Origin of the sequence: Amycolatopsis sp. EV170708-02-1 (assembly GCF_022479115.1) — a bacterium.
Lineage (GTDB): Bacteria > Actinomycetota > Actinomycetes > Mycobacteriales > Pseudonocardiaceae > Amycolatopsis.
Window position 1 is genome coordinate 2,663,188 of the sequence record NZ_CP092497.1, and the last position, 26,364, is coordinate 2,689,551.

The window sequence follows — 26,364 nt, forward strand, 5'->3', positions numbered from 1 at the left end:
TTCACCGCGTCTAGCGCAGCGAAGGGGCCTTCACGTACTTTCAAACGAGCCCTCAGAGCTCCGCGATATCCACTTCCACCTGGCTCCGCATGTCCTCGGCCAGGTGCTCTTCCACCCCGTCGTCGACGATCAGCACATCGAAGTCGCTCAACGGCGCCAGCCGGTGCAGCGCCGCGCGTTCGGTCTTGCTGTGGTCCATCAGCAGCACCTTCGTCCGGGCGCTGGCCAGCATCGCGCGTTTCAGCATCACGATCTCCGGCTCCTGGTGGAACGTCATCCGCGTGTTCATCGCCGAGGTCGAAACGAAGGTCGCGTCGACGTTGATCCGCTCGATCGCTTCGAGGCTCTGCATGCCGAGGAACGAGTCGTGGGTGGCGGAGTAGTCGCCGCCGATGCAGATGAGCCGCAGATCGGGAACGCCTTTGAGCAGTTCGATGGCGCCGAGGTAGTTCGTCGCGACGGTCAGCGGGGTGACGCGATACAGCATCTTCGCCAGCGCGAGCGCGCTCGTGGAATCGTCGAGCAGGATCGACATCCCCGGTTCGACGCGGGCGAGCGCGTGCGCGGCGATGGCCATCTTCTCCTCCGAATGCACGTTCATCCGGTAGTCGGCGTTGCTTTCGAAGACCGTCGACGGCATGGCGGACACACCTCCCCGGTACTTCCGGAGCAGGCCGCGCCGCGCCAGTTCGTCGACGTCGCGGTGCACGGTCATGGTGCTGACGCCGGTGAGTTCCACCAGTTCGGCGATGCTCGCGGAGCCGATCGTGAAGACGTGTTCGGTGATCAGCTGCTGACGCGTGTTACGAGAGTGCGCGCTCGCACCGGCCGTCTTCTCATCGCTCATGTGGTCCAGTATCGCGTGCGGGCCGGCTGATTGAGCCGCAGCAGGCCGGTGCGCGTGCCGTCGATCTCGATCTCCGTGACGGCCGCGTTGTCCAGCCGCGGGAACACCGTGCGGTAGTTCCCGAGCGGGATGCCGAGCAGTGCGCACAACGTCAGCCTGATCAGCGTGTTGTGCGCGACGACCAGCACCGTTTCGCCCGGCGCCTCGGCCGCGATGCCGCGCAGGGCGCCGGCTCCCCGGGCGGCGGCGTCCGCGGGAGGCTCGGAGCCGGGGAAGGCGCCGCTCACCGGGTCGGCGAGAAACCTCGCGACCGCAGCGGGATCCGCCTCCGCCAGCTCGGCCCTGGTGCGCCCCTCCATCAGTCCGAAGTGGACTTCGCGCAGCTCGTCGACCACTCGCAACGGCAGGTCCAACGCCTTGGCGGACGGCTCCGCGGTGCGGCGTGCCCGGCTCTGTGGCGAGCAGAACACGGCCGACGGCCCGGCCGCCGCGGCGAACGCGGCCAGTTCGTCCGCCTGCCGGAGCCCTTCCTCGGTCAGCGCGACGTCGCTGCTGCCCGCGTACCGGTTCTCGGCGTGCCATTCGGTCTGGCCGTGCCGTGCCAATAACAACCGTGCGACCACGGGATCCCTCCTCGGGGCTTGTCCAGATCACATCATCGATGTTAACTTAACAGCATCGATGTGAAAGGAGATGCCGGATGGCACTCGCCGCGGTGGTGTTCGACCTGGACGGTGTCCTCGTCGACAGTGAACACCTTTGGGAGGAGAACTGGGTGGCGTATGCCGCCCGGCACCGCACCGAATGGACCGCTGAGGACACCGCGTCCGTGCAGGGGATGAGCGCGCCCGAATGGGCCGCGTACCTCGCGAAGCGGTCCGGCACCCCGGAAAGCGCGGCCGAGGTCGAGCGTGCCGTGGTGGACGGCATGATCGCCGCGATCGAGGCGGGTGAGGCGCCCTTGCTGCCGGGCGCCGGCGAGATGGTCCGCGAGGTGAGCGCGAAGGTGTCGGTCGCGCTGGCGTCGTCGGCCGCCCGCCGCGTGATCGACGCGGTACTCGACAAGCACGGGCTCACCGGCGAGTTCTCCGCGACCGTCTCCAGTGCCGAGGTCGCCAGGGGCAAGCCGAGCCCGGACGTCTATCTCGAAGCCGCGGCCAGGCTGGGCCGGTCCGGCGAGGAATGCCTGGGCGTCGAAGACTCCAGCAACGGCATCCGCGCCGCCGCCGCGGCCGGGCTCACCGTGATCGCGTTGCCGAATCCGGTGTACCCGCCGAAGCCGGACGCGCTGGAGCTGGCCGCCGAGGTCGCGGAGAACAACGACGACGTGCGGCGCAAGCTGCTCGCGTACCTGTCCGGTGAGTTCGCGGAAGCGAGCGGGCGATGACGGTCCTGGGTGCCGCGGAGACGTTCAAACGCGATTGGCTGGACGGGTTCGTCACCGCCTACGGGCGTTCGGTGCGCAAGGTCCCCGGTGCCTACGGCGTGCTGCGCCGGGAAGAATCCGAACCCAAGGTCGCGGTGGTGATCGGCGGTGGCTGCGGGCACTATCCCGCGTTCGCCGGGCTGGTCGGCCCCGGGCTGGCCGACGGGGCCGTGGTGGGCGACGTGTTCACCAGCCCGAGCGCCGAGCAGGTCTATCGCACCGCGCGGGCCGCGGAGAGCGGAGCCGGCGTGCTCTTCGGCTACGGCAACTACCAGGGCGACGTGCTGCATTTCGGGCTCGCCGCGCGCCGGCTGGCCGCCGAGGGCATCGAGAGCAGGACCATCCTGGTCACCGACGACATCGCCAGCGGCCCGGCCGACGCGCCGGAAAGGCGTCGTGGCGTCGCGGGCGACTTCCTGGTCTTCAAGATCGCGGGTGCCGCCGCCGAACGCGGTGACGATCTGGCCGCCGTGCACGCGGTGGCGGAGAAAGCGAACGCGAACACCCGGACGTTCGGGGTGGCGTTCGGCGGGTGCACGCTGCCCGGCGCGTCCGCTCCGCTGTTCACCGTCGGCGAGAGCGAGATGGAGCTGGGGCTCGGCATCCACGGCGAGCCCGGTGTCCGCACGGTCGGCAGGCTGAGCGCACGGGAGCTGGCCGACGAGCTGGTCGACGGCCTGCTCCCCGAGCTGCCCGCTGGCGACGGACGGGTGGTGGTCCTGCTGAACGGGCTGGGCCGCACCAAGTACGAGGAGATGTTCGCGACGTACACCCGCGTGCACGAACGGCTCGCCGCGGCGGGGCTCAGCCCGTCGCACACCGAGGTCGGCGAGTTCGTGACTTCACTCGACATGGCGGGTGTCTCGCTGTCGATCCTGGTGCTCGACGACGAACTCGCCGAGCTCTACGCGGCCCCCTGCGACACCCCTGGCTACCGGAGCACCGGTGCCGCGCTGGCACGGGTACCGCTGGAGTCCACAGTGGACTCCCTGCTGGCGGAGACCGAACCGGGGCAGGGCATCGTGGACCGCGCGCTGACGGCGGCCCTGCACGACATCGAGGCCAACGAAGCCGAACTGGGCAGGTTGGACGCGGTCGCGGCCGACGGCGACCACGGGCTGGGTATGACCAGGGGCATGAGGGCCGCGGTGTCCGCCGCGCGGCGCGACGGAGACTCGCTGTCCACGGCGCTTCTGGCGGCCGGGACGGCGTTCGCCGACGCTGCGGGCGGTGCGTCCGGCGCGCTGTACGGCGTCTTGCTCGCCGAGACCGGCGCGGGGCTGCGTGGCCTGGCGGGCGAAGAGGTCACCACGGAAGCTCTCGCGGGCGCGGTGGACGGCGCGGTGAAGGCGTTCGTCGAACTGGGCAAGGCCGAGCCCGGCGAGAAGACCATGCTCGACGCCATCGAGCCGTTCCGGCTGGCGTTGCGCGAACAGGCCGCCGCGGGCGCCGACGTCCCGCAGGCCTGGCAGAAGGCGGCCCAGGTCGCGGTGAGCGCGGCCCAGGCCACGGCGGACCTGCTGCCCGTCAAAGGCCGGGCGGCGCGATTGGCACAGCGGAGCAAGGGGCATCCCGACCCTGGGGCCACTTCGTTCGCGCTGCTCGTCACCGCGGTCGGCCAGGCTCTCGGAAAGGAAGACTGAATGCGGATCGTGGTGGCGGCGGACAACGCCGGGGTGGCACTCAAGGACCAGCTGCGTGACCTGCTCCTCGCCGACGACCGGGTGGACGAGGTCACCGACCTCGGCGTGGCCGACGGGTCCGACGACAAGGCGTACCCGCTGCTCGGCCTGGCGGCGGCGGAGACGATCGCGCGGGGCGAGGCGGATCGCGGGGTCCTGGTCTGCGGCACCGGGATCGGCATGGCGATCTCGGCGAACAAGGTCCCCGGTGTCCGGGCCACGGTCGCGCACGACTCGTACTCCGCCGAGCGTTCGGTCAAGTCGAACGACTGCCAGGTGATCACCTTCGGCGCCCGGGCGATCGGTCCGGAGCTGGCGAAGAAGATCGTCGCCGAATGGGTCGGCCACCGCTTCGACCCGGCCTCGGCCAGCGCGAGCAAGGTCGCGCACATCACCGAATACGAGCAAGCTCACTGAGACGGCCCGAAACGGGCACGGAGAGAGGACGCAGAGTTGCGGATACTCGCTGCGGGAGACCATTTCGTCGGCACCGGCCTGCTGGCCGGCGCCGTCCGTGCCGAGATCGGCGCCGGGCACGAGTTCTCGGAACTCACGCTGCCGTGGCCGGTGGAGCCGTTCGGTCCGGTCGCGAACGTGCACGAGGCCAGCGGCACCGAGGAGCAGGTGATCGAGGCCTTGGCGGGAGCCGAGGTCGCGGTGACCCAGATGGCGCCCTTCACCAAACAGGTGTTCGCCGCCGCGCCGGGGCTCAAGCTCGTGTCGGTGTGCCGGGGCGGCCCGGTCAACGTCGACCTCGCGGCGGCCACCGAAGCGGGTGTCGCGGTGACGTACGCGCCCGGCCGCAACGCCGGTGCCGCCGCCGAATTCGCGGTGGGGATGATCCTGGCCGCGATGCGCCGGATCTCGACGTCCTCCGCCGAACTGCTGGGCGGCACGTGGCGCGGCGACTACTACGCCTACGACCAGACCGGTCTCGAACTCGACGGGACCACCGTCGGCCTCGTCGGGTACGGCGCGATCGGTGCGCGGGTGGCCAAGGTGCTCGTCGCGTTCGGCGCGAAGGTGCTGGTGTCGGACCCGTTCGCCGACCCGGCCCGGATCAGCGCCGACGGAGCGGAGCTCGTCGAGCTGGACGATCTGCTGCGCCGCAGCTTCGTGGTGAGCCTGCACGCCCGGCTCACCGAGGAGACCCGGCACCTGATCGACGCCGCCAAGCTCGCGTTACTGCCGAAGGGCGCGGTCCTGGTCAACACCGCGCGCGGTGGCTTGCTGGACTATTCGCCGCTGCCGGAAGCCCTGCGCTCGGGACGGCTCGGCGCGCTCGCGCTCGACGTGTACGACGTCGAGCCACCGCCGGCGGACTGGGCGTTGCGGGACGCGCCGAACGTGATCGCGACACCGCACCTCGCCGGGGCCAGCAAACAGACGGCGGAGCGGGCGGCGGATATCGTCGCCGCCGAAGTCGGCCGGTACGCCCGCGGGGAGGCGCTCGCGAATCTGGCGAACCCCGAGGTCCTGCGGCCATGATCATCGGCGTCGACATCGGCACGTCACTGACCAAGGCGGTCGTCTTCGACAAGGCCGGGATGTCCGTGGCGAGCGCGTGCACCACGTCCGAGGTGCACCACCTGCCGGGTGGTCTGGTCGAACAGGACCTCGACCAGGTGCTGGGCACCGTGGCGACGGTCGTGCGCGAGGTCGCCGCTGGGCTCGACGGTCCGGTCACCGCGCTGGCTCTCACCGGTCAGGGCGACGGGCTGTGGCTGCGCGACGAATCCGGCGAGGCCGTGCGCCCGGCGATCTCCTGGCTCGACGGACGGGCGAACTCGTTGCTCGCCCGGTGGCAGGCCGACGGAGTGACCAGGGAAGTGTTCCGCCGGACCGCGTCGGGGATGTTCCCCGGTTGCGCCGCGGCCATCATGTCCTTTTTGGACACTCATGAACCGGAGTCGCTGGACAGGGCGGCGGTGGCGGGCTACTGCGTCGACGCGGTGCTCCAGCGGTTGACCGGCGAGATCACGGTCGACGCGTCGGATGCTTCGCTGCCCTTCCTCGACCCGGCCACCCGGCGTTACGACGAAGCCGCCATCGCTGCCGTCGGTCTCTCCCACCGCCGGAGCCTGCTCGTGGAGCCGGCGGCGCCGAAGACCGTGTTCCGCTTGGACGAACGCGGAGCCGGGCTGCTCGGTCTCCCGGCCGGGCTGCCCGTCACCGCGGGGCCGTTCGACCTGCCCGCGAGTGCCATCGGCGCCGGTGTACGACGGCCGGGCGACGGCATCCTCACCGCAGGCACCACACTCGCCTGCCAGGTTCTGACGGACTCGGCGGAGTTCGATCCGGAAGGCGAACCCGCGGGGATGTTCCTCTGCACGCCGGAAGAAGGTGAGTTCCTGCGGGCGATGCCGGCGATGGTCGGCACGGCGGGGATCGACTGGATGTGCCGCCTGTTCGGAATCGAGGTCGAGGAGATCGGTTCGCTGCTCGACGCGAGCGGGCCGGGGGCGGGCGGAGTCCGCGCGCTGCCGTTCCTCTCCGCGTCCGGTGAGCGGGCGCCGTTCGTCGACGCTTCGGCGAGGGCACAGTTCTCCGGGCTGAGCCTGGAGAGCGAGCGTGGCGACATCGTCCGGGCGCTGTGCGAGTCGATCGCTTACGCGGCAAGGCATTGCTTCGAGGCGGCCGGGCTCACCGGCACGTTGTACGCCTGCGGCGGCGGGGTCCGCTCGCTCGAGTGGACCCGTATCTTCGCCGACGTCCTCGGCCGGCCCATCGTGATCCCCGGTGATCCCGGGGTCGGCGCGCGAGGCGCGGTGATCGTCGCGGCGGACGCCCTCGGCGAACCGGTCGACCGGGAACTCTGGGCGGAAAGCGCACGCGTCGTCGAGGTCCGGCCCGAGAACGTAGGGTTCTACGAGCAGGGCTACGCCGACTATCAGGCCTCACTGGCCGCGGCCCGCGGACTTTGGAGGTTGTGACGGTGATCCTGGCCAACGAACGCTTGGCGGTCTGCGAGTTCGCCCGCCGGATGACCGCGGACGGGCTCGTGGTCGGCACCTCCGGCAACGTCTCCGCGAGGCAGGGCGAACTGGTCGCGGTGACCCCGACCGGGGTCGACTACGCCGGGCTGCGGCCGGAAGACATCCCGGTGGTCGGCCTGGACGGCGAGATCGTCGACGGCGCGCTCAAGCCGACCAGCGAGCTCCCGATGCACCTCACGGTGTACCGGCAGGCGGTGGATCCGGACGGCAAGCCGGTCTCCGCGGTGGTGCACACGCATTCCGTGCACGCCACGGCGGTCTCCACCCTCGTCACCGAGGTGCCGCCGATCCACTACATGCTCGCCGCGATCGGTCCGACAGCCCGCGTCGCCTCCTACGCGACGTACGGCACCGAAGAGCTCGCCAAAGCCATGCTGGAGGCGCTGCACGGACGCCGAGGCTGCCTGCTGGCGAACCACGGCACCACCACCTTCGGCGACAGCCTCGGCTCCGCGTACAGCCGGGCGCAACAGCTCGAATGGGTCTGCCAGGTATGGCTGACGGCGCGCGCGACCGGAACGCCGAACCTGCTCCCGCCCGACGAGATCGAGCACGTCGTGGAGAAACTTCGCGGCTACGGGCAGCGTTAGCCCGTGTCTCTTGGGGAAAGCTTTCTTCCCCCATGGGACGGACCGGGTTCAATCCGGCGAGGGACGTGGCGGGCAGCGGCGGCTGTGATCGTGGGAACCGAGCAAAGTGATCGGTATCCGATGGTCCGAGGAGCACGCATGACCGTCCGCCAACCCACCGCGTCCGGGCGGCTGCGTGCCGCCTGGACCAGCGCGCACGCCCCGGTGCCGGGAGTCCCCCGGTGGGCCAGGATCGCCGCCTACACCATCCCCTTCGTCGTGCTTCCCTCCGGCCTGTGGCGGATCATGACCGTCGTCTTCCACATCGGCGACGACGGCACCCATGGCACGGGCCGGCTCCCGTCGTGGTTGCCGGGGCCGGTGTACATCATCGGCTTGTCGATCGTCTCCGAGCTGTTCGCGTTCACGGCGATCGGGCTGATCGCCGCGTGGGGAGAGGTCGTCCCACGCTGGATCCCGCTGCTCGGTGGCCGCCGAGTGCGGCCCTTCGCCGCCATCGTGCCGGCCGCCCTCGGCGCCGCGGCCCTGACGGTCCTGTGGACGGCCGCCGTCGTCACCGAGATGTCCGGGCGCACCCTCCAGGGCGACCCCCTCCCGGCCGACTACCCCACGAAGTCCTTGCACGGCTGGCAGCTCGCCTTCTTCGAACTCAGCTACGCGCCGCTCCTGCTGTGGGGCCCGTTGCTGGCAGCGGTCTGCTTCGCCTACTGGCGAAGGCGACGGCAGGTTCGCTAGCGCCCTAGGACGCGGCGGGCTCGGCGTCCACGGCGTGCACCGCGTCGAGAAGCTCGACGACCGTCGGATCGTCGACGGCCTCCTTGATGCACTGCCACAGCTGGAGATTCGCCAACGCCCAGCGCGAGTAGTTCTCCGCCGCCTTGGGGTTGTAGAAGTAGTAGCCGCTGTCGTGGACGTCGCGTTGTTCGCCGACGATCTTGTGCGCCAGTTCGCGGAGGCTCAACCCGTTCTCCCGCAGGTAGCGGTGGGCGAGGACGACGGGCGTCACCGGCAGCGCCTTGAACAGCGTGTCGGCGTCGCTCAACGCTTGAGCCTCGAGCGAGATGTGGCGGCCCCTGGTGGCCATTTCGGCTTCGTCGATGATCTCGTCGACCCACCGGCCCACGTTCTCCTCGACACCGCATTCCCGCAGGATCTCCATCCGGAGATCTCGTCCGGCGGCCGCGGGGGAGTTCCGGAGCACGATGTAGTTCACATCGTGCACCAGCGCCGCCACCTCGACGACGGTGCGATCCGCGCCGTTGTGGTCGGCGAACCCCGCGGCCTTGGCCCGGACGAAACTCACGTGGTGCCAGCCGTGGAACTGAAGTTTGTCCGCGTAACGCCAGCACAGTCGCCGGACGTGCTGCTCGACGGCGTCGATGGTGTGGGAAGGAATCGTGCTCTTTCGCGCGCGCATACACCTCTCCGATCCCGTTCAGGAGACGGGTGGAGTAATGGTATGCGCCTTCGACGGCGGTGTGTAGTTAGATGCGGCCGGCGAGATCCCCCAATCGGACCTCAACCGGAACGTGACGATGCCCTGTCCCGGTCTTCGGGTCAAAGGAAAGACTGAACTCGCTCACGGGGCGTGATTTCACCAGAAACGTCATAGTCCCTTCGGTGGCCTCGGGAATCCGATGGAACTCGTCCGCGTACATGACGCCTACCGACCCGGTCTGACACAGCGTGCTACGTCGTAACCGAACCGATGTGATCAATCCGGAAAGCTGGTCGCGCAGGGTGGAATAACGTTCGTGGACGTAGTTGCCACGGAGGATCGTGGTGCAGAAGTGGTATCTGTGATTGTGCACGGAATCGGCGTACCCCTCACGCCAGTCCTCCGGCGCCTTGTACTCGTGCAGCCAGATCGAAAAGGGATCTGTCGGGCTGTCGAGCAGGCACCAGGCGAAATGGGTGGTGGTCTCCCGTGACCGCTCCAGTACCGCGCTCGCCTCGTCCGGGCTCAGCGAGTCCAAATGCCGTCGGAGGTCGTCGCGCAACTCCGGTCTCGAAGTCCAGTCCCGGAAGATTTCGTCGACGATCTGCCAGTGCTGTGCCAGCGGCAGGTCTGTGGTGCGGAGAAGCGCGGAGAGCTGGGTGAGGGGGGACAAGCGAGTGAGCAACTTCAGCTCCTCAAATCTAGTGCTCTGCGACGCCGAGAGGTCAGGGGTTCAACTCGGCGAGTGTGGTGAACTCCTTCCGGAAGGAATGGAATTTCCCTTCCAGTTCGAGGAAGTTCTCTTCGGACAGGGGAGAGCCGGTGATCTTTTCGTACAGGGCGAGGAAATCCGCCCGCGTGGTCGTGGTGGAGATGCGGAAGTGCCGTCCGGACCGGGACTGGGACACGCGCAGGAACTCGGAGCGTTCCTTGTTGTACAGGAAGGAACCTTCGCTGAACCGCAGCGTGCGCGGATACAACGTGGTCGCGCCGCGGATGTCGCTGTACAAGGTCACCCAAACGCTCTCGTCGAACACTTCGAGCCGATCCAGGGGCGGGTCGGCGACGACGGTGATGTCCACCAGCGAGCACCGGCTGCGCGCCAGGAACAGCCCGACCAGGCCGATGCTGATCTCGTCGTTGAGCCGCGACCGGATCGTCTCGTAGTCCACGCCCGCTTCTTCGCTGCGCAGGAGATAGCGCGCCCTGCCACCGATCGCGCCCTCGTCACGTGGGTCGGCGATGACCACGCGGAGCTCCCTTTCGGTGCGGGACAACAGCAATCGGGCCGCGGCGTGCCTGCCGGAGAACCCGCGGAAGAAGTAGTGCCTGGTCACGTCGAGGTCTTCGGTCATGACCCGGTTGAACAACGGATCCGGATCGGTGGTCGCTTCGAAGACGTGGGTGGGGAAGAATTCCTTGTTGAGCGAACGGTATTCGGCGCTGAGCGCTTCCAGCGCGCGCCGGCTTTCCTCGATCACCGGGGTCACCATCGCGCGCTGGGACGCGGTGGCGGTGATCAGGGTCTGGCCGAAGCCGACCACCGCGGAGATCAGGGTGCCGGTGCCCAGTGAAGTGAGCAATGTCTTGCCGGCGCCGGGATCCATCATGCTGGAGATCCACAGGCTGAGGCCCGCGACGACGACCAGTACGGTGAGCAGCAGACTCGTCCTGGTCCAGAAGATCTCTTGCAACGGGGTACGGCGGAGCCGGTCGGCTTCCGCGGGCACGAGGGTCACCTCCTTGATCAGCACCCGAACGGACGAACGCAGTGCGTATCTGTTCGAGTGCGGGGAGTTACTCTACGCGCATCGTGACAATGTCGAAATAAGAAAATCGGGGGAAAGGGACCAACAACGAATGTGACGCTCGGCGATGCCGGTTTCGCATCGGAGGTTTTGCCGGATCGCGGAAAAACCACTCACGGAGAGTGCGGAAGGATTCCTTCGTGCCACGCGGGACCGGGCTTCGCCGACGACAAGGTTTCGACGACGGCCGAAGACGGTGCGGTGTACACCGTGGGGAAGTCGATCTCGCCCTTCGCCGGGTCCAGCGTCCAGGCGAGCCGCTCGTCTTCCGGCTGACTCGCTCGTATGAAAGGAAAGTGCGCGTCCGCGCCATTCTTGTTGCCCCTCGGGTCCAGTCGGATCCACCGGTCCGGACCACTGAGGTACACGGCGTTGAGCCCGTGCAGGACGCCGATCCGCTGATAACAGAACCCGGCCGGGATGCCTTGGCTCCGAAGCAAAGCGGCCAGCAGGTGGGTCTTCGCGTAGCAGAGCCCGACGCGCTCGCGCAGAACCTCGGACGCCATAAGGGTGACGCGTGGATCGGCGGCGTCCACCGTATGGGCGATGTCGTCGCGTACGAAGTGAAACATCGAACGAATCACGTCGATCTCGGTGCCGCCGGTCGGTGACAGGCGGTCAGCCGTTTCGCGGATCAGCGGATGATCGTGATCGACGATCGCGTCGGCGGCGAGATAATCTTCGAGCCGCTCGGATTCGATCTTCAGCGTGATTTTCACGCGGCACCACCCAGTACCGTGTCGACGACCTGTTCGAGGAATTTCGCATCGGCTTCGCCACCGCGCAGCAGCGATCGGAACCAGATCGCCCCCGCCAGCAGATCCATCACCAGTACCGGATCGACGCCGTCGCGCAGTTCGCCTCTCGCGATGGCGCGGTCGAAGATCGGCTCTTCGCGGGCCATGCGGTCGGCGAAGAAACTTCGTGCCACGTCACCGAGTTCCGGGCGCCGTGGGCCTGCGGTCAGGGTCGCCGTGACGACCGGCGCGGTGCGCTTCGAGGTCAGCAGCCGATGGATTTGTGTTGCCACGGCGAGAAGATCGCCGCGCAGGCTGCCGGTGTCCGGGATGTCGACGGCGAACAGGCCCGAGTCGCGCAGCGCGGCGGCCAGTAGCGCGTCCTTCGACGGCCACCAGCGGTACAGCGTCGTCTTGTTGACGCCGGACCGGGCTGCGACGGCCTCGATGGCGAGCTTGTCGTAGCCGTGCTCCGCCAGGAGTCCGAGGGTGGCGGCGAAGATCTCCTCCGCCTTGCGAGGGCCGTTCCGAGTGCTCACCCGCCGAGAGTACAACGCACCGTTGCGTTGCGCGATGGTCACGCGTACTTTGCAACGCAACGGTGCGTTGCAATCTGGAGGCAAACCATGATCCCCGTTGTCTTCGTCCACGGCATCCGGCTCAGTGGCGCCGCCTGGGCCGAGCAACTTCACCTGCTCGGACATCCCGCCACGGCGGTCGATCTCCCGGGCCACGGCACCCGCCGCGGCGAGCGGTTCACCCTGGCCGCGGCGGCGGACGCGGTCGCCGAAGCGATCGACGAACCCGCGCTGGTCGTCGCGCATTCGCTCGGCGGTTACGTCGCCATCGCCGCGGCCGCGCGGTATCCGGATCGCGTGGCGGGCCTCGTCGTCGCGGGCTCGACGTTCCTGCCCGGCAGAGCGCTGGAGATCCCGTTCCGCCTGGCGCATCGCTCGCTCATGCGGCTGCCGGACCGGGGCGAGCGGTTGAGCCGATGGCAGTTCGAAAGCGTCCTTCCGCCGAAACTCGCCGAAGCGGTGATCGGCGGCGGCATCGCGACCGAGGTCATCCCGGACATCGCCGAGGCTTTCGCGGACTTCGACGTGCTCGCGGACCTGGCGGCCTATCCGGGCCCGACCTGGCTCGTCAACGGCTCACGCGACCACTTCCGGCGCCATGAACGCCGCTTCCTCGACGCGTGCGCCGATGGCAGCCTGGTCAACGTCCCGAAGGCGGGGCACTACCTGCCGATGGTGCGAGGCAAGGAGTTCGCTCGGCTGGTGCTCGACGCGGCCCGATCTTCGGCATCCGGTAAATCAGAGGCGTCCGGTGCCGCCCGCGGCTAGGATGATCGTCATGTGCTCCGTCATCCACAACTGGCAGGCCCTTCGCCTTCGGTCGACGCGCTGACCCGGTGCCGCCTCTCGGCGGTGTCGAGGTCCACGTCCATCGTTCGCCAAGGATGACAAGGATCTTTCACCATGCGCGCACTTTCGCGCCCCATTTTCGTCTTCGTTCACGGCGGCTCCAGTAACGCGCGGGCCTGGGGTCCGTTGCAGAACGAGCTGGCATTGCTCGGATACCGTTCGCACGCCGTCGACCTGCCCGGCCACGGCGACCTGGCGGACAGCCCCGCCGCCTACTACCGCCAACCCCAGGATCTCACCGCATTGGCGGCCGCTCCCTCCCCGCTGCGTGGAGTTACGTTGCGGGACAACGTGAATCACGTCGTGGACACCCTGCGGCGGCTCGCCGGGGAGGGGCCGGTCGTTCTGGTCGGCAACAGTCTCGGCGGGTTGACGATCAGCGCCGTCGCCAACGCCGCGCCAGAGCTGCTCGACCGGGTCGTCTACCTTTCCGCGCTCTGTCTCAGTGACCCGGCCATGCTCACCGAGCCGTGGGACGTGGTCGACGACAATCTGCTCGACGCGCTCGCGGCCCGGATCACCGTGCCGGACGTGGACGAACCCGGTGTGGCGCGGCTGAACTGGCGTAGCGCCCACGGCGACCCGGAGCTGTTCGCCGAGCTGAAGGCCGCCATCATGGCCGACTCCACCGATCACCAGTTCCGGCTGTTGCTGGATTCCCTGGATCCGGACGAGAACTACGCGGTGCTCGAACCGGGGGCGGTGGTCCGGGCCGACGGATGGGGACGTGTCCCGCACACCTACGTCCGCCTCGCCGCGGACCGCGGGATCACCCCGGCGGTCCAGGACTACATGATCCGCAAGGCCGACGAGCTGACGCCGCACAACCCGTTCGAGGTGCACACTTTGGCCTCGTCGCACGTCGGCTACTTCAGCCGGCCGAGGGTCTTCGCCGACCTGCTGACCGGCCTCCTGTGAAACGACGCCGAGAGTGCCTCGCGGGGCACTCTCGGCGTGCTCAGCCCCGCAGCCTGTCGATCTCTGCGGTCAGTTCGGAACGCAGGGAGCCGTGCTCAGAGCCGAGCGAAGCGGCCCAGTTCTCCACCGGATACAGCCAGACCGGCCGTCCGGCCACGTCGGTCGGTTCCCAGTCGTAACGCGGCCAGACATGCGCGTGCAGGAACGGATCCGTATTGCCGAGGATCTCCAGATTCACCCGGCGGAAGCCCGGATCCCTTCGCGCGCAGACGTTTTCGACCGCCTCGCCGAGCAACTCCATGTCTGCCAGGAATTCCAGCCGCCGCGGCCGAGGTAGATCGCTCAGCCTGCCGACGGCGGGGGAATCGGTCAGCAGGACGCAGTAGCCCGGCAGGAACTGCGTATCGCCGATCACCGCGAAACCCGCGTCCAGGCGCCGCAGCACGGTCGGGTTCTCCCCGCGCAGCGCCGAACCGACGCGATCCCGCTTCCAGCCGTCGGTCATGTGACCAAGCTAGCCGACCGGGAGGATCGAACCGCCCTGGCTGGTGAGCTGGGTGGCGAGCCGGACCGGCTCGTGATGCGGCGCCAAGACGATCGAGGCGAACGGGGTCGCACTGGACCCGGCCCCGTAGTTGGTCTGCATGTGGACGCTGACGTGCACGTTCCGGTCGGCGGGGATCTCGAACACGACCGACCCCCACGAGACCACGTACTGCCTGCCGTCGATGCTCGCGAACGGCACGTAAGTCAGCCTCATGTTGGGGAAGGGACGCATGTCGACGGTGAGCAGACGGCGAGGACCGTCGTGGTTGTCCACGTACGGGATCACTCCGGGCTGGGCCGCCAGGTTGGTCATTCTCAGGCTCCCTCAGAACTGGTAGTAGAGGAACGGGCTGAACGTCCCGGTCGCGATCAGGATGGCCGCGTACACCAGCCCGACGGTCATCACGCCGATCCGCAGCGCAGTGGCCGGGCGGCTCCGCGAAGACTCCAGCAGCGGCCCGGTCACCGGATGCGCGGGCAGGAACACGATCGCCAGCGCGCACAGCAGGATGACGAGCCGCTGGTTGGTCACCGCGCTCTCGACGACGTCGGTGAGCCCGGTGAAGTCCGGCAGCACCATGTGCCCGATCATGCCGAGAGCGTGCGGCAGGTCCTTCGCGCGGAAGAACACCCAGCCGAAGACGACGAGCACTAGTGTCAGCGCGCGGCGGCTGATACGGGCGGCCTGCGACTTCGGGGTGACGTCGTAGCCGAAGGCGCGTTCCACGATCAGCAGCGCGCCGTGGTAGATGCCCCAGATCAGGAACGTCCACTGCGCGCCGTGCCAGAACCCGGTCAGCACGAACACGATGCACAGGTTCCGGTACGTATGCCCGGCGCCGGTGCGGTTGCCGCCCAGCGGGATGTAGACGTAGTCGCGGAACCAGCGGGACAGCGACATGTGCCAGCGTCGCCAGAACTCGGTGATGGTCACCGACGAATATGGTCTCGCGAAGTTCTCCGGGAGCCGGAAGCCGAGCATGCGGCCGAGCCCGATCGCCATGTCGGAGTACCCGGAGAAGTCGAAGAACAGCTGCAGCGTGTAGCCGATCGCGCCGAGCCAGGCGATCGCGAAGGTCATCTGGTCCGCCGGCGTGTTGAAGCAGGCGTCCACCATCGGGCTGAGCGAGTCCGCGATGATCGTCTTCTTGCACAGCCCGAGCGCGAACCGCGGGAAACCGGCGGCGATGTCGTCGAGGCGGTGCGACCGCTGCTGCGGCAGCTGGTCGGCGATCTCGCGGTACCGCACGATCGGCCCGGCCACCAGCTGCGGGAACATCGCGATGTACGCGGCGAACGACACCGGGTCGCGCGGGGCGCGGCGTTCACCGCGGTAGATGTCCACCACGTACGAGATGTGGTGGAAGGTGTAGAACGAGATGCCGATCGGGATGACCAGGTCGGCCACCGGGAAGCCGCCGCCGAACCAGTGCGTCACGGCCGCGATCTGCTGGGTCGCGAACCCCGCGTACTTCCAGATCAGCAGCATGCCGACGTTGAGGCCGATGACGCCGAGCAGCAGCCGTTTGCGCCGTTTGTTCTGCAGGTCCCAGGCGTTCGGCTCCAGCGCGGGCCCGGCGAGGAAGTTGACCACCATGCAGCCGAGCAGCACGAGCGTGTACGGCCCGGCGCCGGTGGCGTAGAAGATCAGGCTGCCGACCGCGACGATGCCGTTCCGCCAGCTGCGCGGGCACACCAGCACGGCGAGCAGGACCGCCGGCATGAAGTACCACAGGAACAGCGGTGAAATGAACGACATCGGTGCGGGGTCCCCCAGGGCGGTTACGCGTTATCCGCTGGTGACCTTAGCCTGAGCGCCGGTCGGCGGAGCTGAGATGGCCTCGGAAAGTGACCACACGCATGAACCCGCACGGCCGGAGGCCTCAGGTGAGGTGGACGACCATCCCGCGCCCTGCCGATGTCGATCGCGGACGCGGGTTCACCAAGGGACACTGACCACCCCGCATCGTGTGACGAAGTGCGGGGTCAGACACGTCCCGCGAGCCGCCGGCGGCGCGCCACCTCGGCCAGCAGCACCCCGGCCGCGACCGAGGCGTTGAGCGACTCGACGCCGGCCGCCATCGGGATCGAGACGGTGGCGTCGCAGGTCTCGCGCACCAGCCGGGACAGGCCGCGGCCCTCCGAGCCGAGCACGATGACCAGCGGGTCCGCCGCGAGGTCCAGTTCGTCGATGTCGACCGAGCCGTCCGCGTCGAGGCCGACGACCATCAGGCCTTCGTCCTTCCACGCCTTCAGCTGACGGGTCAGGTTGGTGGCGACGGCGATCGGCAGCTTGGCCGCGGTGCCGGCGGAGGTCCGCCACGCGACCGCGGTCATGCCCGCGCTGCGCCGCTCCGGCAGCAGGACACCCTGCGCGCCGAACGCGGCGGCCGAGCGGATCACCGCGCCGAGGTTGCGCGGGTCGGTGACGCCGTCGAGCGCGACGAACAGCGGGGTCTGCCCGGAGTCCTTCGCGACGGCCATCAGGTCGCGCGGGTCGGCGTACACGAACGGCGGGACCTGCAGGCCGAGGCCCTGGTGCATGGCCCGGTTGGTCTTGCGGTCCAGTTCCTCGCGCGGGATCTCCAGGATCGAGATGCCCTTGTCGCCGGCGAGCCGGACGGCCTCGTTGACGCGGTCGTCGATCTCGATGTTGATCGCCACGTACAGCGCGGTCGCGGGCACGTCGGCGCGCAGCGCCTCGACCACCGGGTTGCGTCCGGCGATCAGTTCCGGCTTGTCGGCCTTCTTCTGCCGCGCCTGGTCCTTGCGGTCGCGCGCGTTGGCCATCCGGTACGCCTTGTGGCCGGGCCGGTCCTCGGCCTTGGGCGTCGGGCCCTTGCCTTCGAGGCCCTTCCGGCGCTGGCCGCCGGAGCCGACGACCTGACCCTTCTTCGTGCCGGGCTTGCGAATAGCGCCCTGGCGCCGGGAGTTGCCTGCCATCAGTGAGAATCCTTGAGCTAGAAACCGAGTAAGTGTCAGACGTCCTTGACGGTCCACTGTGGACCGTTCGGGGTGTCCTCCACCACGATGCCCGCCTGTTGGAGGCGGTCACGCGCGGCGTCCGCACGGGCGAAGTCCTTGTCGGCGCGGGCCTGCTGCCGTTCGGTGAGCAGCCCTTCCACGAGATCGGACAGCGCCTGCCGGGTGGGCGACTCGTTGCCGCCCGCCTCGGACCAGCGCGCGGAGAGCGGGTCGAGGCCGAGCACGTCGGTCATCGCGCGCACGGAGGCGGCGATTTCGAGTGCCTTGGAATTGTCGGCCGCGTCGAGGGCGGCGTTACCGTCGCGGACCGTGTTGTGCAGCACGGCGAACGCCTGCGGGGTGGCCAGGTCGTCGTCGAGAGCGGCGGCGAACCCGGCCTGGATCTCGCCGAGGTGCACGGTGCCGGCGCTGCTCGCGGTCCGGCGGAGGAACTGCTCGATCCGCCGGTAGCCCTGCGCGGCTTCCGTGAGCGCTCCGTCCGAGTATTCGATCGTCGACCGGTAGTGCGGCTGGACCAGGTAGTACCGCAGTTCGGGGGCCCGGTAGTTCCGCAGCATCTCCGGGATCGAGACCGTGTTGCCCAGCGACTTCGACATCTTCTCGCCGGACATGGTCACCCAGGCGTTGTGCAGCCAGAACCGCGCGAACGGGTCACCCGCCGCGTTCGACTGGGCGCGCTCGTTCTCGTGGTGCGGGAACACCAGGTCGACGCCGCCGCCGTGGATGTCGAACTCGGCGCCGAGGTACGTCGTCGCCATCGCCGAGCATTCGAGGTGCCAGCCGGGGCGGCCGGAACCCCACGGCGTCGGCCACGACGGCTCGCCCGGCTTCGCGCTCTTCCACAGCGTGAAGTCGCGCGGGTCGCGTTTGCCCTCGCCGAGGCTCTCGCCCTGCTGGACCTCGTCGAGCTTCTGGCCGGAGAGGTCGCCGTAGCCGTCGAACGCCTTGACCGAGAAGTACACGTCGCCGCCCGAGGCGTAGGCGTGCCCGCCGTCGATCAGCCGCTGCATCAGCTCGACCATCTGCGTGACGTGCCCCGTCGCCCGTGGGGCGATCGAAGGGGGCAAGCAGCCCAGCGCCTCGTATGCCGACTCGAAGGCGCGCTCGTGCGTGGCGGCCCACTCCCACCAAGGGCGATCCGCCGCGGCGGCCTTGGTGAGGATCTTGTCGTCGATGTCGGTGACGTTGCGGACCATTAGCACGTCGAGTCCACTGTGGACGAGCCAGCGGCGCAGGACGTCGTAGTTCAGCGCGCCGCGGACGTGGCCGATATGCGGGATGCCCTGCACGGTGGCACCACACACGTACATGGACGCCGTTCCGCTACGGGCGGGATGGAACTCCCGCACGCTTCGGGTCGCCGTGTCATAGAGGTGTAGTGCCACCCTAAAAGGGTACGGGGTCGGCGTGAGCGGTGTCGCAGTGACCGTATTACAGCACGTTATGGGTGCGCAGGGCGCTGAGCAGGGCGTCCGGCCGTTCCGTCGTCGGCAGGGGCTCTACCAGCGCGAACGCGCAGCCGATGTCGCGCGCGGCGCCGTCCGCTTCCTCGCTGTCGCCGACCATGAGCGTTTCCGCCGGGTCGACGCCGAGCCGCTCGACGGCCGTGCGGAAGATCTCCGGCTCCGGTTTCACCGCTCCGACCTCGAACGACAGGATGAACTCGTCGACGTAGGCGTCCCAGCCCCGGCGGCCGAACGCGGGCCGGATGTCGAAGGCGATGTTGCTCAGCACCCCGAGCTTCACGCCCTTGCCGGAGACGCCCTTGAGGACGGCCTCGGTATCCGGGTACGGCGTCCACTGGGTGGGATCGATCAGCCGGGTGTAGAGCGCGACGGCCTGATCGGCGTGCGGCACCCCGGACTGCTTGAGGACCTCCAGGTACACCTTCCGGTGCAGCACGGGGTCGCGGTCGCGGTGGTTCCAGGCGTACAGGTGCTCCTCGTCGAGATCGACGACCTGACCGACCGGCGCGGTCATCCGGCGCATCAGTTCGGTCTGGGCCTCGATGTCCAGGCTCTCGCCCTCGTGGTCGGTGAGGTCGGCGAGCCAGGTCTCGTCCTGTTCGAGCCGGAAGACCGTGCCGGAGAAGTCGAACAACACAGCGCGAAAGGTCACGAGGTCCACATTAGCCGGATCTCGTGAGTGGCGAGGACCGTTAGAACCGTCCTCGCCACTCACGAGGAGGGGGTCAGGCGGCGTTGCCGGTGATCTTGGTGGGCGTGATCCGGACCAGCACGCGGACGACCTCCGCCGGCTCCTCCGGGTAGTCCTTGCCGAGGTACTTGTGCGACAGCTCGTTGATCAGCTCGCGCCCGCCCTCGTCGGTCATCTCCACGGTGCCGCGGATCTCGACGTAGTTGTACGGGTTCTCCTGGTCGAAGACCGAGACGGACACCCGCGGGTCCCTGGCCATGTTCCGCTCCTTGAGACGGCCGCGGACGGTCGCGAAGATCACCGTGTCGCCGTCCCGCTTCGCCCACAGCACGGACGTCTGCGCGGAGCCGTCGGCGTTGATGGTCGCCAGCACCGGGAAGTTGTTGCCGTCGAGGAGTTTCTTGGTCGCGTCGTTGAAGGTCACACCCATGCCGGGAAGCCTAATCACCGGACGTTCCCGGCGATCCGCTCGACCCGCAGGCGGACGATCACCCGCTCGACGTCGTCGCCCTCCGGCGGCGGGTCCTGGCCGAGGTACTTGTGGCTGAGCGTCTTCGGCAGGGTCTTCCCGGGATCCGGGGTGATCGTGACCGTGCCGCGCAGCTGCGTGTGCCGGTACGGGTTCTCCGCGTCGGTGATCGACACGCTCGCGCGCGGATCGCGGCGCAGGTTTCGCACCTTCAGCCGGTCTTCGGTGGCGCTGAAGACCAGATCGCCGTCGTCGAGGCCCACCCAGACGATCGAGGTCTGCGGGCCGCCGTCGGCGTCCAGCGTGGCCACGGTCGCGAAGTTCTTGCCGTCCACCAGTGCGCGGACCGGTTCGGGAAGTGTGACTGCCATGACAGCCCGAACCGGCTTCCGGCCGCGGCTATTCCTGCGAGGGCAGCAGAAGCGCCGTCGCGAACGCCGCGATGCCCTCGCCGCGTCCGGTCAGGCCGAGCCCGTCGGTCGTCGTCCCGGATACGCTCACCGGCCCGCCGACGGCCTCGCTCAACACCTTCTGGGCCTCCTCGCGGCGCTTCCCGACACGCGGCGCGTTGCCCACGATCTGGACGGTCGCGTTCCCGACGGTCCAGCCGCCCGCCTCGACCAGACGCCGTGCCTCCGCGAGGAATTCGACGCCGTGCTTGCCCGCCCACCGCGGATCGCCGGTGCCGAACACCGCGCCGAGATCACCGAGCCCGGCCGCGGACAGCAGCGCGTCGCACAGCGCGTGCGCGGCGACGTCGCCGTCGGAATGGCCGGCACAACCGTCGACGCCGGGCCAGAGGAGCCCGGCGATCCAGCATTCGCGGCCCGCCTCGACGGGGTGGACGTCGACGCCGTTGCCGATCCTCACAGCACATCCTCTTTCCCGGCGGAAGCGATCGCCTCGGCCAGCTTCAGTTCGAACGAAGTGGTGACGCGCATCGCGTCGGGGTGCCCGGCGACGGTGTGCGCGCCGTCGAGGGACGGCTCGCCGGCGTACGAGAGAAAAGTCTCACGAGTGAAGCCGAGGGGGGTTTGCGTCGTGCGCAGGTACGTGCGGTCTTCGGTCCCAGTGATCACTTTCGCCGCATCAGTCACCTTCACGGTGTCCGCCATCGGCAGCACGGGAACCACGAAGGGGGCCCCCGCACGGACCGCGTCCGCGACGGCACGGACCGTGCCCGGGGGAGTGAAGGCGCGCAGGGCGTCGTGCACGAGGAAGACCGGATCCCCGGCGATCTCTTTTTCGACGGTGTCGAAAGCGTGCTTGAGCGACGAGCCGGGTACTATCCGGCAACGCTCCTCGAAGCCGCTCAACGCGGCCGAAAACGAATCAGCACACCGCTCGGGGGCCGCTACGACCACCAGATCGAGATCCGGCAGAGCGAGCAGCCCCCGCACAGTGTGCGTCAGTAGAGCTTCACCATTGACCGGCGCGAGAGCGAGCTCCGCGTCGGAGGCATGGTGTCGAACGACAGTGACGAACGCGATCGTGCTCATAAGGACGGTGCTCATATGTGCGCGATCGTAGAGGTATCCCCCGCAGCCTCACCTGGCGTGGGACACCCGCCGGTTCAGACTGCCGCGGTTTCCAGAACTTCGTCGAGGAGGACTTCAGCCTTGTCCTCGTCGGTGCCCTCCGCGAGCGCCAGCTCGCTGACCAGAATTTGCCGCGCCTTCGCCAGCATGCGCTTCTCGCCGGCTGAAAGTCCGCGGTCCTTCTCTCGCCGCCAGAGGTCGCGCACCACTTCGGCCACCTTGTTCACATCGCCGGAGGCGAGCTTCTCGAGGTTGGCCTTGTACCGACGAGACCAGTTGGTGGGCTCTTCGGTGTGCGGAGCACGCAGAACGTCGAAAACCTTGTCCAGTCCTTCTTGCCCGACGACATCACGAACGCCGACGATCTCGGCGTTGTCTGCGGGCACGCGAACCGTAAGATCCCCTTGCGCGACTTTGAGGACGAGGTACTTCTTCTCCTCGCCCTTGATCACGCGGGTCTCGATGGCTTCGATGAGTGCGGCACCGTGGTGCGGGTAGACGACGGTCTCTCCGACCTTGAAAACCATGTGTCCTCTGCCCCTTTCGCTGAATTCATCTTAGCACGTGCCGACGAGGCCCACCTAGTGGCCCGCGATCGTCGTCGCAGGTCAGCGGCCTGACGGTGGTCCGCCCGGGGGTTGACAAACCCAATTCGCCCATGCTCACGCTGGTGAGAAGCGAACGATTTCCAAATCCTTTGTGGACGGTTGATCTTGGGCGCGTCACCGCATTGGTGGGGTGCCAACACGCACCGGGTTCTTGGCCCGCGAAGGCGCCCGGCTAGTCTTCGCGGTGAAGAGGCCGTGAGATGGAAGGACTCCGACGTGAGGCTGCAGAATCGTCGCGTGTTCGGCGCAGGTGTGCTGGCGCTCGGCGCCGCGCTCGTGCTCGCCGGCTGCGGTGCTGGTCAGATCACCCAGACCGACTCGCAGCAGCCCGCGGTCAACGGGACGTACGCGCAGGCGAAGGACCTGGTGCTGCGGAACGCCGCGCTCCAGTTCCCGACCGAGGGCCAGGCGTACCCGGCCGGTGCCGCCGCGCCGCTGACGCTGACCATCGTGAACCAGGGCAAGCTGGACGACGAGCTCGTCTCGGTCTCCTCCGAAGCCGCCGCTGACGCCAAGATCACCGGCTCCAAGGTCGTCGCCGCGAGCCACGCGGTCGTGATCGGCCCGTCCGACTCGGTCGAGTCGACCAAGGAGGTCGCACCGACGAGCGCCCCGGCGTCCTCCGCGCCGGCTTCGTCCTCGGGTGCGCCGTCCTCGTCGGGTGCGCCCTCGTCTTCCGGTGCCCCGTCGAGCTCCGCCGGGACGGTCACGCCGTCCGCGGGCCCGGAGACGACCAACGCGCCGGACCAGGTGGGCAAGGCCACGATCGTCCTGCAGGGGCTGAAGCAGCCGGTGTGGGCGGGCCAGACCATCAAGGTCACCTTCGTCTTCAAGAACTCCGGCTCCATCACCGTGGACCTGCCGGTCGCGGCGCCGTCGCACCCGGGCAGCCGGGCGCCCGCGCCGGAGAAGCCCAAGGCCGAAGGCGGCGGGCACTAGATCTTCCGAAGCCGGGCTGAAAGGGCCCTTCACCGCATGACATGCGGTGAAGGGCCCTTTCGCTGCGTCGGATGCGGGGAAAGTCCCCTTCAGCCCGTCGGTGCCGGGGTTTGTCGGTGGTGGCCGCTAGCCTCGCGGAGTGGTCAAGAAAGGCAGCACCTACCGCTGCGGTGAGTGCGGGTACGAGGCGCCGAAGTGGGTCGGGCGCTGCCCCGAATGTCAGGCGTGGGGAACCCTCGAGGAACGCGGCGACGCCCGCCCCGCGATAGCCAGGGTCGCGGCGGGTGCGCCCAGTGCCCCGGCACGCCCGATCGGCGAGGTCGACGTCGAGACGGCACGCGCGAAGCCCACCGGAGTCTCCGAGCTGGACCGGGTGCTCGGCGGCGGTTTCGTGCCGGGGGCGGTCATCCTGCTCGCCGGGGAGCCCGGTGTCGGCAAGTCGACCCTCCTCTTGGAGGTCGCCTATCAGTGGGCCGCCACCGCGGGCCGCGCGCTGTACGTCACGGGCGAGGAGTCGGCGGGTCAGGTGCGCCTGCGTGCCGAGCGCACCGGCAACGTCCACGACGAGATGTTCCTCGCCGCCGAGAGCGATCTCTCCGCGATCCTCGGCCACGTCGACGCGGTCAAGCCGGGGGTGCTGATCGTCGACTCGGTCCAGACCATGGCCTCCCCGCAGGTGGAGGGCGCGCCGGGCGGGGTCACCCAGGTCCGCGCGGTCACCTCCGGGCTGGTCGCGCTGGCCAAGGAACGCGGGCTGCCGATCGTGCTGGTCGGCCACGTCACGAAGGACGGTTCGGTCGCCGGGCCGCGGGTGCTGGAGCATCTGGTCGACGTCGTCCTGCAGTTCGAGGGCGACAAGCATTCGACGCTGCGGATGCTGCGCGGCATCAAGAACCGCTTCGGCGCCGCCGACGAGATCGGCTGCTTCGAACTGGTCGAGGAGGGCATCGTCGGCGTGCCCGACCCGTCGGGGCTGTTCCTCAGCCACACCGCGGAGCCCGTCGCGGGCACCGCGGTCACGGTGACGATGGAGGGCAAGCGGCCGCTGCTGGGCGAGGTGCAGGCGCTGGTGTCGGCGACCCAGTCACCGCAGCCCCGGCGCGCGGTGAGCGGCCTCGATTCGGCACGTGTCGCGATGGTGCTGGCCGTGGTGGAGAAGCGGGCGGGGATCAAGGTCGGCGACAAGGACGTCTACGTCGCGACGGTCGGCGGCATGAAGATCACCGAGCCCGGCATCGACCTCGCGGTGGTGCTGGCGCTGATGTCGTCGGCGCGGGACACCCCGCTCTCGCCCAAACTCGTCGCGATGGGCGAGGTCGGGCTCTCGGGTGAGGTCCGGCGGGTGCCGAGCGTCGGGCGGCGGCTCGCGGAGGCCGCCCGGCTCGGGTTCACGTACGCGCTGGTGCCGCCGGATTCCGGCAAGATCCCGCCGGGGATCCGGGTACTGGAGGTCGCCGACGTCGGAAGCGCGCTCAACGCCGCGAAACACGCCCGTTAGGGGCCGCCGTCGTCGGTGATCGTCACCGAGATCTTCGTGTCGAACAAGGTCAGCCCCGGCCACTCCTCCCGCTGATCGGAGGGCCGGACGGCGCGGCTCCCGACGACGGCCGCCGTCGCCCGGTCGACGATGAACGTGCGCGTCTGGTTCGGCAGCGTGACCGAGAACGACAACGCCGGCCGCCCGTCAGGAGTGGTCACGGTCTCCAAGACGATGCCGGGCATCTTCGCGAGCGCTTTGCACAGAGCCACCCGTTGCGCGCCGAAGCCCTGGGACGAGCGGAGCACGTTGAAGGCCATTTCGAACATCTCGGGCGTCGAGTTCTGCTGTCCCGAGGGGCGGCCGTCCGGCCAGATGCCGTCGTGGCGGAGCCGCTCGGCCATCTTCACGGGGTCGATGGGCAGTTCCTCGAGGAAGCCGGGATCGGGCCGCGTCCATCCGCTTTCGGACGGCAGGCGGTCCTGCGGCGGCAGGACCGGAGGCGCGTTGGTGGCCCTCGGGGGCGGCACCGACGTCGTGGTGGTGGTCGGCGGCGCGCCGCCGCCTTCGCTGACCGTGGAAGACGGGCCCGGCAGCGCCTCCCCGTTCCTCATCGCCGTCTGGTAGTCGCCTTTGATCCAGCGGATCTCGCCGGTCCCGGTGAACCGGCTCTTGATGGGCTTCCAGCCAGGGACCGGCAGCCAGCGTTCGAGGATCTCGTGGGTCTGGTAGACCAGGCCGGATTTGGTGACGCGCGTGGTCCAGGTGGATTCCGTGACGAGCCGGTACTGGTCGTCGCGAAGCGGGAAGTCGTCGCCGTGGAGGGAATCAAGGACGTCTTCGCCCGGGGCGGTGACCGAGTGGTCCGCGGGGGCCGTGCCGTCGCCGTCGGTGAAGGCGTTCGTCGCCACGATCCCACCGCCGGACACCAGTGCCGCGGCGGCCGCGGCGGCGATCCATCGCCACGCGCCGGGCCGTTTGCGCGCCCGGGGAGCGAGCGTCGGGAGCAGTTCGTCCTCGACCTCGCCGGCGGCGCGCAGGAGTGCCGCCCTGGCACGGGACAGCTCGTCCTGCCGGGTTTCCGGCCCGGCGTGGAGGCCGGCCAGCGCCTCGTCGAGTTCGGCCTCCGACCACACCTTCCTGACCCTATCGCCGTGCACTTTCGCCCTCCTCCGTTTTGCTCGATCCGTCCTTTGTGGACTCCGGTGCGTTGGCGCGCAGCCATCTCCGGATCCGGTGCAGCCGCGATCTCACCGTCCCGGCTGGGATCCCCAGCGCCTCGGCGACCTCGCCGGGATCCAGGCCCGCCCACGAGACCAGCAGCAGGGTGTCGCGGTCCGCGGCGCTCAGTTCGGCCAGCGCGCCCGCCAGCTGGGCCGCGCGGGACTGGGCGTCGACCCGCTCGGCGACGCGGCCGTCGTGCCCGGCCGAGACCGGCCGGTCGGCGGCCGCGAGCCGGGCCGTCGCGTTGAGGGCCCTCATCTCGGTGCGGACATGATGCCGCAGCAGGTTCGTCGCGATGCCGTAGAGCCACGCCCGCGCCGTCCCGGCCTCCGGGCGGTACGTCTCGCGCCGCCGGAGTGCCACGAGGAACGTCTCGGCGACGAGGTCGTGCGCGGTCTCCGTGCCGACACGGCGCGCGAGATAGCGCTGGAGCGGAGCCGCGTGGGCGTCGAAGAGCATGCCGAAGACGGGAGCGGGATCGGGGCCACCGAGATCCGGCCTGTCCGGTCCACGCGAGCCGGCCTGCTCGTGATCGTCTTTCATCACCTGCAC

31 protein-coding genes are annotated in these 26,364 nt (G+C 69.0%); 11 read left to right on the forward strand and 20 right to left on the reverse strand.

Going from position 1 to position 26,364, the window contains the following annotated elements; translation table 11 throughout:
• Positions 1 to 52: 52 nt before the first annotated feature.
• Together MJQ72_RS12185 and MJQ72_RS12190 are read right to left on the reverse strand one after the other, a co-directional pair.
• On the reverse strand, positions 53 to 847 hold the full coding sequence (locus tag MJQ72_RS12185; protein WP_240599298.1) for a DeoR/GlpR family DNA-binding transcription regulator: 795 nt from the start codon (positions 845 to 847) through the stop codon (positions 53 to 55).
• Entirely contained in the window at positions 844 to 1,470 is a 627-nt protein-coding gene (locus MJQ72_RS12190; protein WP_240599299.1) for a histidine phosphatase family protein, read from the reverse strand. The genes MJQ72_RS12185 and MJQ72_RS12190 overlap by 4 nt, the downstream gene beginning before the upstream one ends.
• 77 nt (positions 1,471 to 1,547) lie before the next feature.
• Here MJQ72_RS12190 and MJQ72_RS12195 point away from each other — a divergent pair, with 77 nt between their 5' ends.
• The 7 genes from MJQ72_RS12195 (at position 1,548) to MJQ72_RS12225 (ending at position 8,276) form a co-directional block, all read left to right on the forward strand.
• The gene (locus MJQ72_RS12195; protein WP_240599300.1) at positions 1,548 to 2,234 is read left to right on the forward strand and encodes an HAD family phosphatase; all 687 of its coding nucleotides are present in this window, start codon (positions 1,548 to 1,550) and stop codon (positions 2,232 to 2,234) included.
• Complete coding sequence (locus MJQ72_RS12200) at positions 2,231 to 3,916, forward strand: dihydroxyacetone kinase family protein (protein WP_240599301.1); 1,686 nt, start codon at positions 2,231 to 2,233, stop codon at positions 3,914 to 3,916. Before MJQ72_RS12195 ends, MJQ72_RS12200 begins: the two co-directional genes overlap by 4 nt.
• Positions 3,917 to 4,372 (forward strand): ribose-5-phosphate isomerase, encoded by a 456-nt coding sequence (locus MJQ72_RS12205; protein ID WP_037335333.1) that lies wholly within the window; start codon positions 3,917 to 3,919, stop codon positions 4,370 to 4,372.
• Between the two features lie 36 nt (positions 4,373 to 4,408).
• The gene (locus MJQ72_RS12210) at positions 4,409 to 5,443 is read left to right on the forward strand and encodes a 2-hydroxyacid dehydrogenase (protein ID WP_240599302.1); all 1,035 of its coding nucleotides are present in this window, start codon (positions 4,409 to 4,411) and stop codon (positions 5,441 to 5,443) included.
• A complete protein-coding gene (locus MJQ72_RS12215) occupies positions 5,440 to 6,888 on the forward strand; it encodes an FGGY-family carbohydrate kinase (protein WP_240599303.1) in 1,449 nt (482 codons plus the stop codon). Before MJQ72_RS12210 ends, MJQ72_RS12215 begins: the two co-directional genes overlap by 4 nt.
• Before the next feature lie 2 nt (positions 6,889 to 6,890).
• Positions 6,891 to 7,541, forward strand: coding sequence for a class II aldolase/adducin family protein (locus MJQ72_RS12220; RefSeq protein WP_240601310.1), 651 nt, complete (start codon positions 6,891 to 6,893; stop codon positions 7,539 to 7,541).
• A 138-nt stretch (positions 7,542 to 7,679) separates the two neighbouring features.
• On the forward strand, positions 7,680 to 8,276 hold the full coding sequence (locus MJQ72_RS12225; protein WP_240599304.1) for a hypothetical protein: 597 nt from the start codon (positions 7,680 to 7,682) through the stop codon (positions 8,274 to 8,276).
• Between the two features lie 4 nt (positions 8,277 to 8,280).
• On the opposite strand, the gene MJQ72_RS12230 is transcribed toward MJQ72_RS12225, so the two are convergent.
• The 5 genes from MJQ72_RS12230 to MJQ72_RS12250 all read right to left on the reverse strand — a co-directional run bounded on the left by MJQ72_RS12230 (position 8,281) and on the right by MJQ72_RS12250 (position 12,063).
• The gene (locus tag MJQ72_RS12230) at positions 8,281 to 8,958 is read right to left on the reverse strand and encodes an HD domain-containing protein (RefSeq protein WP_240599305.1); all 678 of its coding nucleotides are present in this window, start codon (positions 8,956 to 8,958) and stop codon (positions 8,281 to 8,283) included.
• A gap of 67 nt (positions 8,959 to 9,025) precedes the next feature.
• The gene (locus MJQ72_RS12235; protein ID WP_240599306.1) at positions 9,026 to 9,664 is read right to left on the reverse strand and encodes a hypothetical protein; all 639 of its coding nucleotides are present in this window, start codon (positions 9,662 to 9,664) and stop codon (positions 9,026 to 9,028) included.
• A gap of 40 nt (positions 9,665 to 9,704) precedes the next feature.
• Positions 9,705 to 10,751, reverse strand: coding sequence for a hypothetical protein (locus tag MJQ72_RS12240; protein WP_228688429.1), 1,047 nt, complete (start codon positions 10,749 to 10,751; stop codon positions 9,705 to 9,707).
• A gap of 149 nt (positions 10,752 to 10,900) precedes the next feature.
• On the reverse strand, positions 10,901 to 11,506 hold the full coding sequence (locus MJQ72_RS12245) for a transglutaminase family protein (protein WP_240599307.1): 606 nt from the start codon (positions 11,504 to 11,506) through the stop codon (positions 10,901 to 10,903).
• Positions 11,503 to 12,063, reverse strand: coding sequence for a TetR/AcrR family transcriptional regulator (locus MJQ72_RS12250; protein WP_240599308.1), 561 nt, complete (start codon positions 12,061 to 12,063; stop codon positions 11,503 to 11,505). The genes MJQ72_RS12245 and MJQ72_RS12250 overlap by 4 nt, the downstream gene beginning before the upstream one ends.
• Before the next feature lie 87 nt (positions 12,064 to 12,150).
• Here MJQ72_RS12250 and MJQ72_RS12255 point away from each other — a divergent pair, with 87 nt between their 5' ends.
• Positions 12,151 to 12,870, forward strand: a complete 720-nt coding sequence (locus tag MJQ72_RS12255; RefSeq protein ID WP_240599309.1) for an alpha/beta fold hydrolase — start codon at positions 12,151 to 12,153, stop codon at positions 12,868 to 12,870.
• A gap of 135 nt (positions 12,871 to 13,005) precedes the next feature.
• Positions 13,006 to 13,869, forward strand: a complete 864-nt coding sequence (locus tag MJQ72_RS12260; protein WP_240599310.1) for an alpha/beta hydrolase — start codon at positions 13,006 to 13,008, stop codon at positions 13,867 to 13,869.
• A gap of 40 nt (positions 13,870 to 13,909) precedes the next feature.
• On the opposite strand, the gene MJQ72_RS12265 is transcribed toward MJQ72_RS12260, so the two are convergent.
• The 11 genes from MJQ72_RS12265 to MJQ72_RS12315 all read right to left on the reverse strand — a co-directional run bounded on the left by MJQ72_RS12265 (position 13,910) and on the right by MJQ72_RS12315 (position 22,091).
• Positions 13,910 to 14,374: an HIT family protein gene (locus MJQ72_RS12265; protein ID WP_240599311.1), complete on the reverse strand. Its 465-nt coding sequence runs from the start codon at positions 14,372 to 14,374 to the stop codon at positions 13,910 to 13,912.
• 9 nt (positions 14,375 to 14,383) lie between these two features.
• Complete coding sequence (locus tag MJQ72_RS12270) at positions 14,384 to 14,728, reverse strand: hypothetical protein (protein WP_240599312.1); 345 nt, start codon at positions 14,726 to 14,728, stop codon at positions 14,384 to 14,386.
• 12 nt (positions 14,729 to 14,740) lie between these two features.
• Complete coding sequence (locus tag MJQ72_RS12275) at positions 14,741 to 16,174, reverse strand: MBOAT family protein (RefSeq protein ID WP_240599313.1); 1,434 nt, start codon at positions 16,172 to 16,174, stop codon at positions 14,741 to 14,743.
• Between the two features lie 227 nt (positions 16,175 to 16,401).
• Entirely contained in the window at positions 16,402 to 17,358 is a 957-nt protein-coding gene (gene rlmB, locus MJQ72_RS12280; protein WP_037335364.1) for a 23S rRNA (guanosine(2251)-2'-O)-methyltransferase RlmB, read from the reverse strand.
• Between the two features lie 35 nt (positions 17,359 to 17,393).
• Positions 17,394 to 18,785: a cysteine--tRNA ligase gene (gene cysS, locus MJQ72_RS12285; RefSeq protein WP_240599314.1), complete on the reverse strand. Its 1,392-nt coding sequence runs from the start codon at positions 18,783 to 18,785 to the stop codon at positions 17,394 to 17,396.
• A 46-nt stretch (positions 18,786 to 18,831) separates the two neighbouring features.
• Complete coding sequence (locus MJQ72_RS12290; protein WP_240599315.1) at positions 18,832 to 19,518, reverse strand: HAD family hydrolase; 687 nt, start codon at positions 19,516 to 19,518, stop codon at positions 18,832 to 18,834.
• A gap of 73 nt (positions 19,519 to 19,591) precedes the next feature.
• The gene (locus MJQ72_RS12295; protein WP_240599316.1) at positions 19,592 to 19,987 is read right to left on the reverse strand and encodes a PPOX class F420-dependent oxidoreductase; all 396 of its coding nucleotides are present in this window, start codon (positions 19,985 to 19,987) and stop codon (positions 19,592 to 19,594) included.
• A 14-nt stretch (positions 19,988 to 20,001) separates the two neighbouring features.
• Complete coding sequence (locus MJQ72_RS12300) at positions 20,002 to 20,397, reverse strand: PPOX class F420-dependent oxidoreductase (protein WP_240599317.1); 396 nt, start codon at positions 20,395 to 20,397, stop codon at positions 20,002 to 20,004.
• A gap of 28 nt (positions 20,398 to 20,425) precedes the next feature.
• Positions 20,426 to 20,896, reverse strand: a complete 471-nt coding sequence (gene ispF, locus MJQ72_RS12305; protein ID WP_034310203.1) for a 2-C-methyl-D-erythritol 2,4-cyclodiphosphate synthase — start codon at positions 20,894 to 20,896, stop codon at positions 20,426 to 20,428.
• Positions 20,893 to 21,525 carry a 2-C-methyl-D-erythritol 4-phosphate cytidylyltransferase gene (locus tag MJQ72_RS12310; RefSeq protein WP_240599318.1) on the reverse strand — a complete coding sequence of 211 codons (633 nt, stop codon included), beginning with the start codon at positions 21,523 to 21,525 and terminating at the stop codon, positions 20,893 to 20,895. Before MJQ72_RS12310 ends, ispF begins: the two co-directional genes overlap by 4 nt.
• A gap of 74 nt (positions 21,526 to 21,599) precedes the next feature.
• Positions 21,600 to 22,091 (reverse strand): CarD family transcriptional regulator, encoded by a 492-nt coding sequence (locus MJQ72_RS12315; protein WP_005165253.1) that lies wholly within the window; start codon positions 22,089 to 22,091, stop codon positions 21,600 to 21,602.
• A 297-nt stretch (positions 22,092 to 22,388) separates the two neighbouring features.
• Between MJQ72_RS12315 and MJQ72_RS12320 the strand changes: the two genes are divergently transcribed.
• Both MJQ72_RS12320 and radA read left to right on the forward strand, forming a co-directional pair.
• Positions 22,389 to 23,111 carry a hypothetical protein gene (locus tag MJQ72_RS12320; RefSeq protein ID WP_240599319.1) on the forward strand — a complete coding sequence of 241 codons (723 nt, stop codon included), beginning with the start codon at positions 22,389 to 22,391 and terminating at the stop codon, positions 23,109 to 23,111.
• Between the two features lie 139 nt (positions 23,112 to 23,250).
• Positions 23,251 to 24,609 (forward strand): DNA repair protein RadA, encoded by a 1,359-nt coding sequence (gene radA / locus MJQ72_RS12325; RefSeq protein ID WP_037335382.1) that lies wholly within the window; start codon positions 23,251 to 23,253, stop codon positions 24,607 to 24,609.
• On the opposite strand, the gene MJQ72_RS12330 is transcribed toward radA, so the two are convergent.
• Together MJQ72_RS12330 and MJQ72_RS12335 are read right to left on the reverse strand one after the other, a co-directional pair.
• Positions 24,606 to 25,724, reverse strand: coding sequence for a CU044_5270 family protein (locus tag MJQ72_RS12330; RefSeq protein ID WP_240599320.1), 1,119 nt, complete (start codon positions 25,722 to 25,724; stop codon positions 24,606 to 24,608). The genes radA and MJQ72_RS12330 overlap by 4 nt on opposite strands.
• 10 nt (positions 25,725 to 25,734) lie before the next feature.
• Positions 25,735 to 26,364 carry an RNA polymerase sigma factor gene (locus MJQ72_RS12335; RefSeq protein WP_240599321.1) on the reverse strand — a complete coding sequence of 210 codons (630 nt, stop codon included), beginning with the start codon at positions 26,362 to 26,364 and terminating at the stop codon, positions 25,735 to 25,737.

Bases quoted from the DNA above. Each gene is read 5' to 3' on its own strand.
- MJQ72_RS12195 (WP_240599300.1), top strand. From the start codon at position 1,548: ATGGCACTCGCCGCGGTGGTGTTCGACCTGGACGGTGTCCTCGTCGAC.
- MJQ72_RS12315 (WP_005165253.1), bottom strand. From the start codon at position 22,091: ATGGTTTTCAAGGTCGGAGAGACCGTCGTCTACCCGCACCACGGTGCC.
- MJQ72_RS12185 (WP_240599298.1), bottom strand. From the start codon at position 847: ATGAGCGATGAGAAGACGGCCGGTGCGAGCGCGCACTCTCGTAACACG.
- MJQ72_RS12200 (WP_240599301.1), top strand. From the start codon at position 2,231: ATGACGGTCCTGGGTGCCGCGGAGACGTTCAAACGCGATTGGCTGGAC.
- rlmB (WP_037335364.1), bottom strand. From the start codon at position 17,358: ATGGCAGGCAACTCCCGGCGCCAGGGCGCTATTCGCAAGCCCGGCACG.
- MJQ72_RS12310 (WP_240599318.1), bottom strand. From the start codon at position 21,525: ATGAGCACGATCGCGTTCGTCACTGTCGTTCGACACCATGCCTCCGAC.
- MJQ72_RS12275 (WP_240599313.1), bottom strand. From the start codon at position 16,174: ATGTCGTTCATTTCACCGCTGTTCCTGTGGTACTTCATGCCGGCGGTC.
- MJQ72_RS12255 (WP_240599309.1), top strand. From the start codon at position 12,151: ATGATCCCCGTTGTCTTCGTCCACGGCATCCGGCTCAGTGGCGCCGCC.
- MJQ72_RS12265 (WP_240599311.1), bottom strand. From the start codon at position 14,374: ATGACCGACGGCTGGAAGCGGGATCGCGTCGGTTCGGCGCTGCGCGGG.
- MJQ72_RS12295 (WP_240599316.1), bottom strand. From the start codon at position 19,987: ATGGGTGTGACCTTCAACGACGCGACCAAGAAACTCCTCGACGGCAAC.
- MJQ72_RS12205 (WP_037335333.1), top strand. From the start codon at position 3,917: ATGCGGATCGTGGTGGCGGCGGACAACGCCGGGGTGGCACTCAAGGAC.
- MJQ72_RS12225 (WP_240599304.1), top strand. From the start codon at position 7,680: ATGACCGTCCGCCAACCCACCGCGTCCGGGCGGCTGCGTGCCGCCTGG.
- MJQ72_RS12300 (WP_240599317.1), bottom strand. From the start codon at position 20,397: ATGGCAGTCACACTTCCCGAACCGGTCCGCGCACTGGTGGACGGCAAG.
- MJQ72_RS12270 (WP_240599312.1), bottom strand. From the start codon at position 14,728: ATGACCAACCTGGCGGCCCAGCCCGGAGTGATCCCGTACGTGGACAAC.
- MJQ72_RS12215 (WP_240599303.1), top strand. From the start codon at position 5,440: ATGATCATCGGCGTCGACATCGGCACGTCACTGACCAAGGCGGTCGTC.
- MJQ72_RS12260 (WP_240599310.1), top strand. From the start codon at position 13,006: ATGCGCGCACTTTCGCGCCCCATTTTCGTCTTCGTTCACGGCGGCTCC.
- MJQ72_RS12230 (WP_240599305.1), bottom strand. From the start codon at position 8,958: ATGCGCGCGCGAAAGAGCACGATTCCTTCCCACACCATCGACGCCGTC.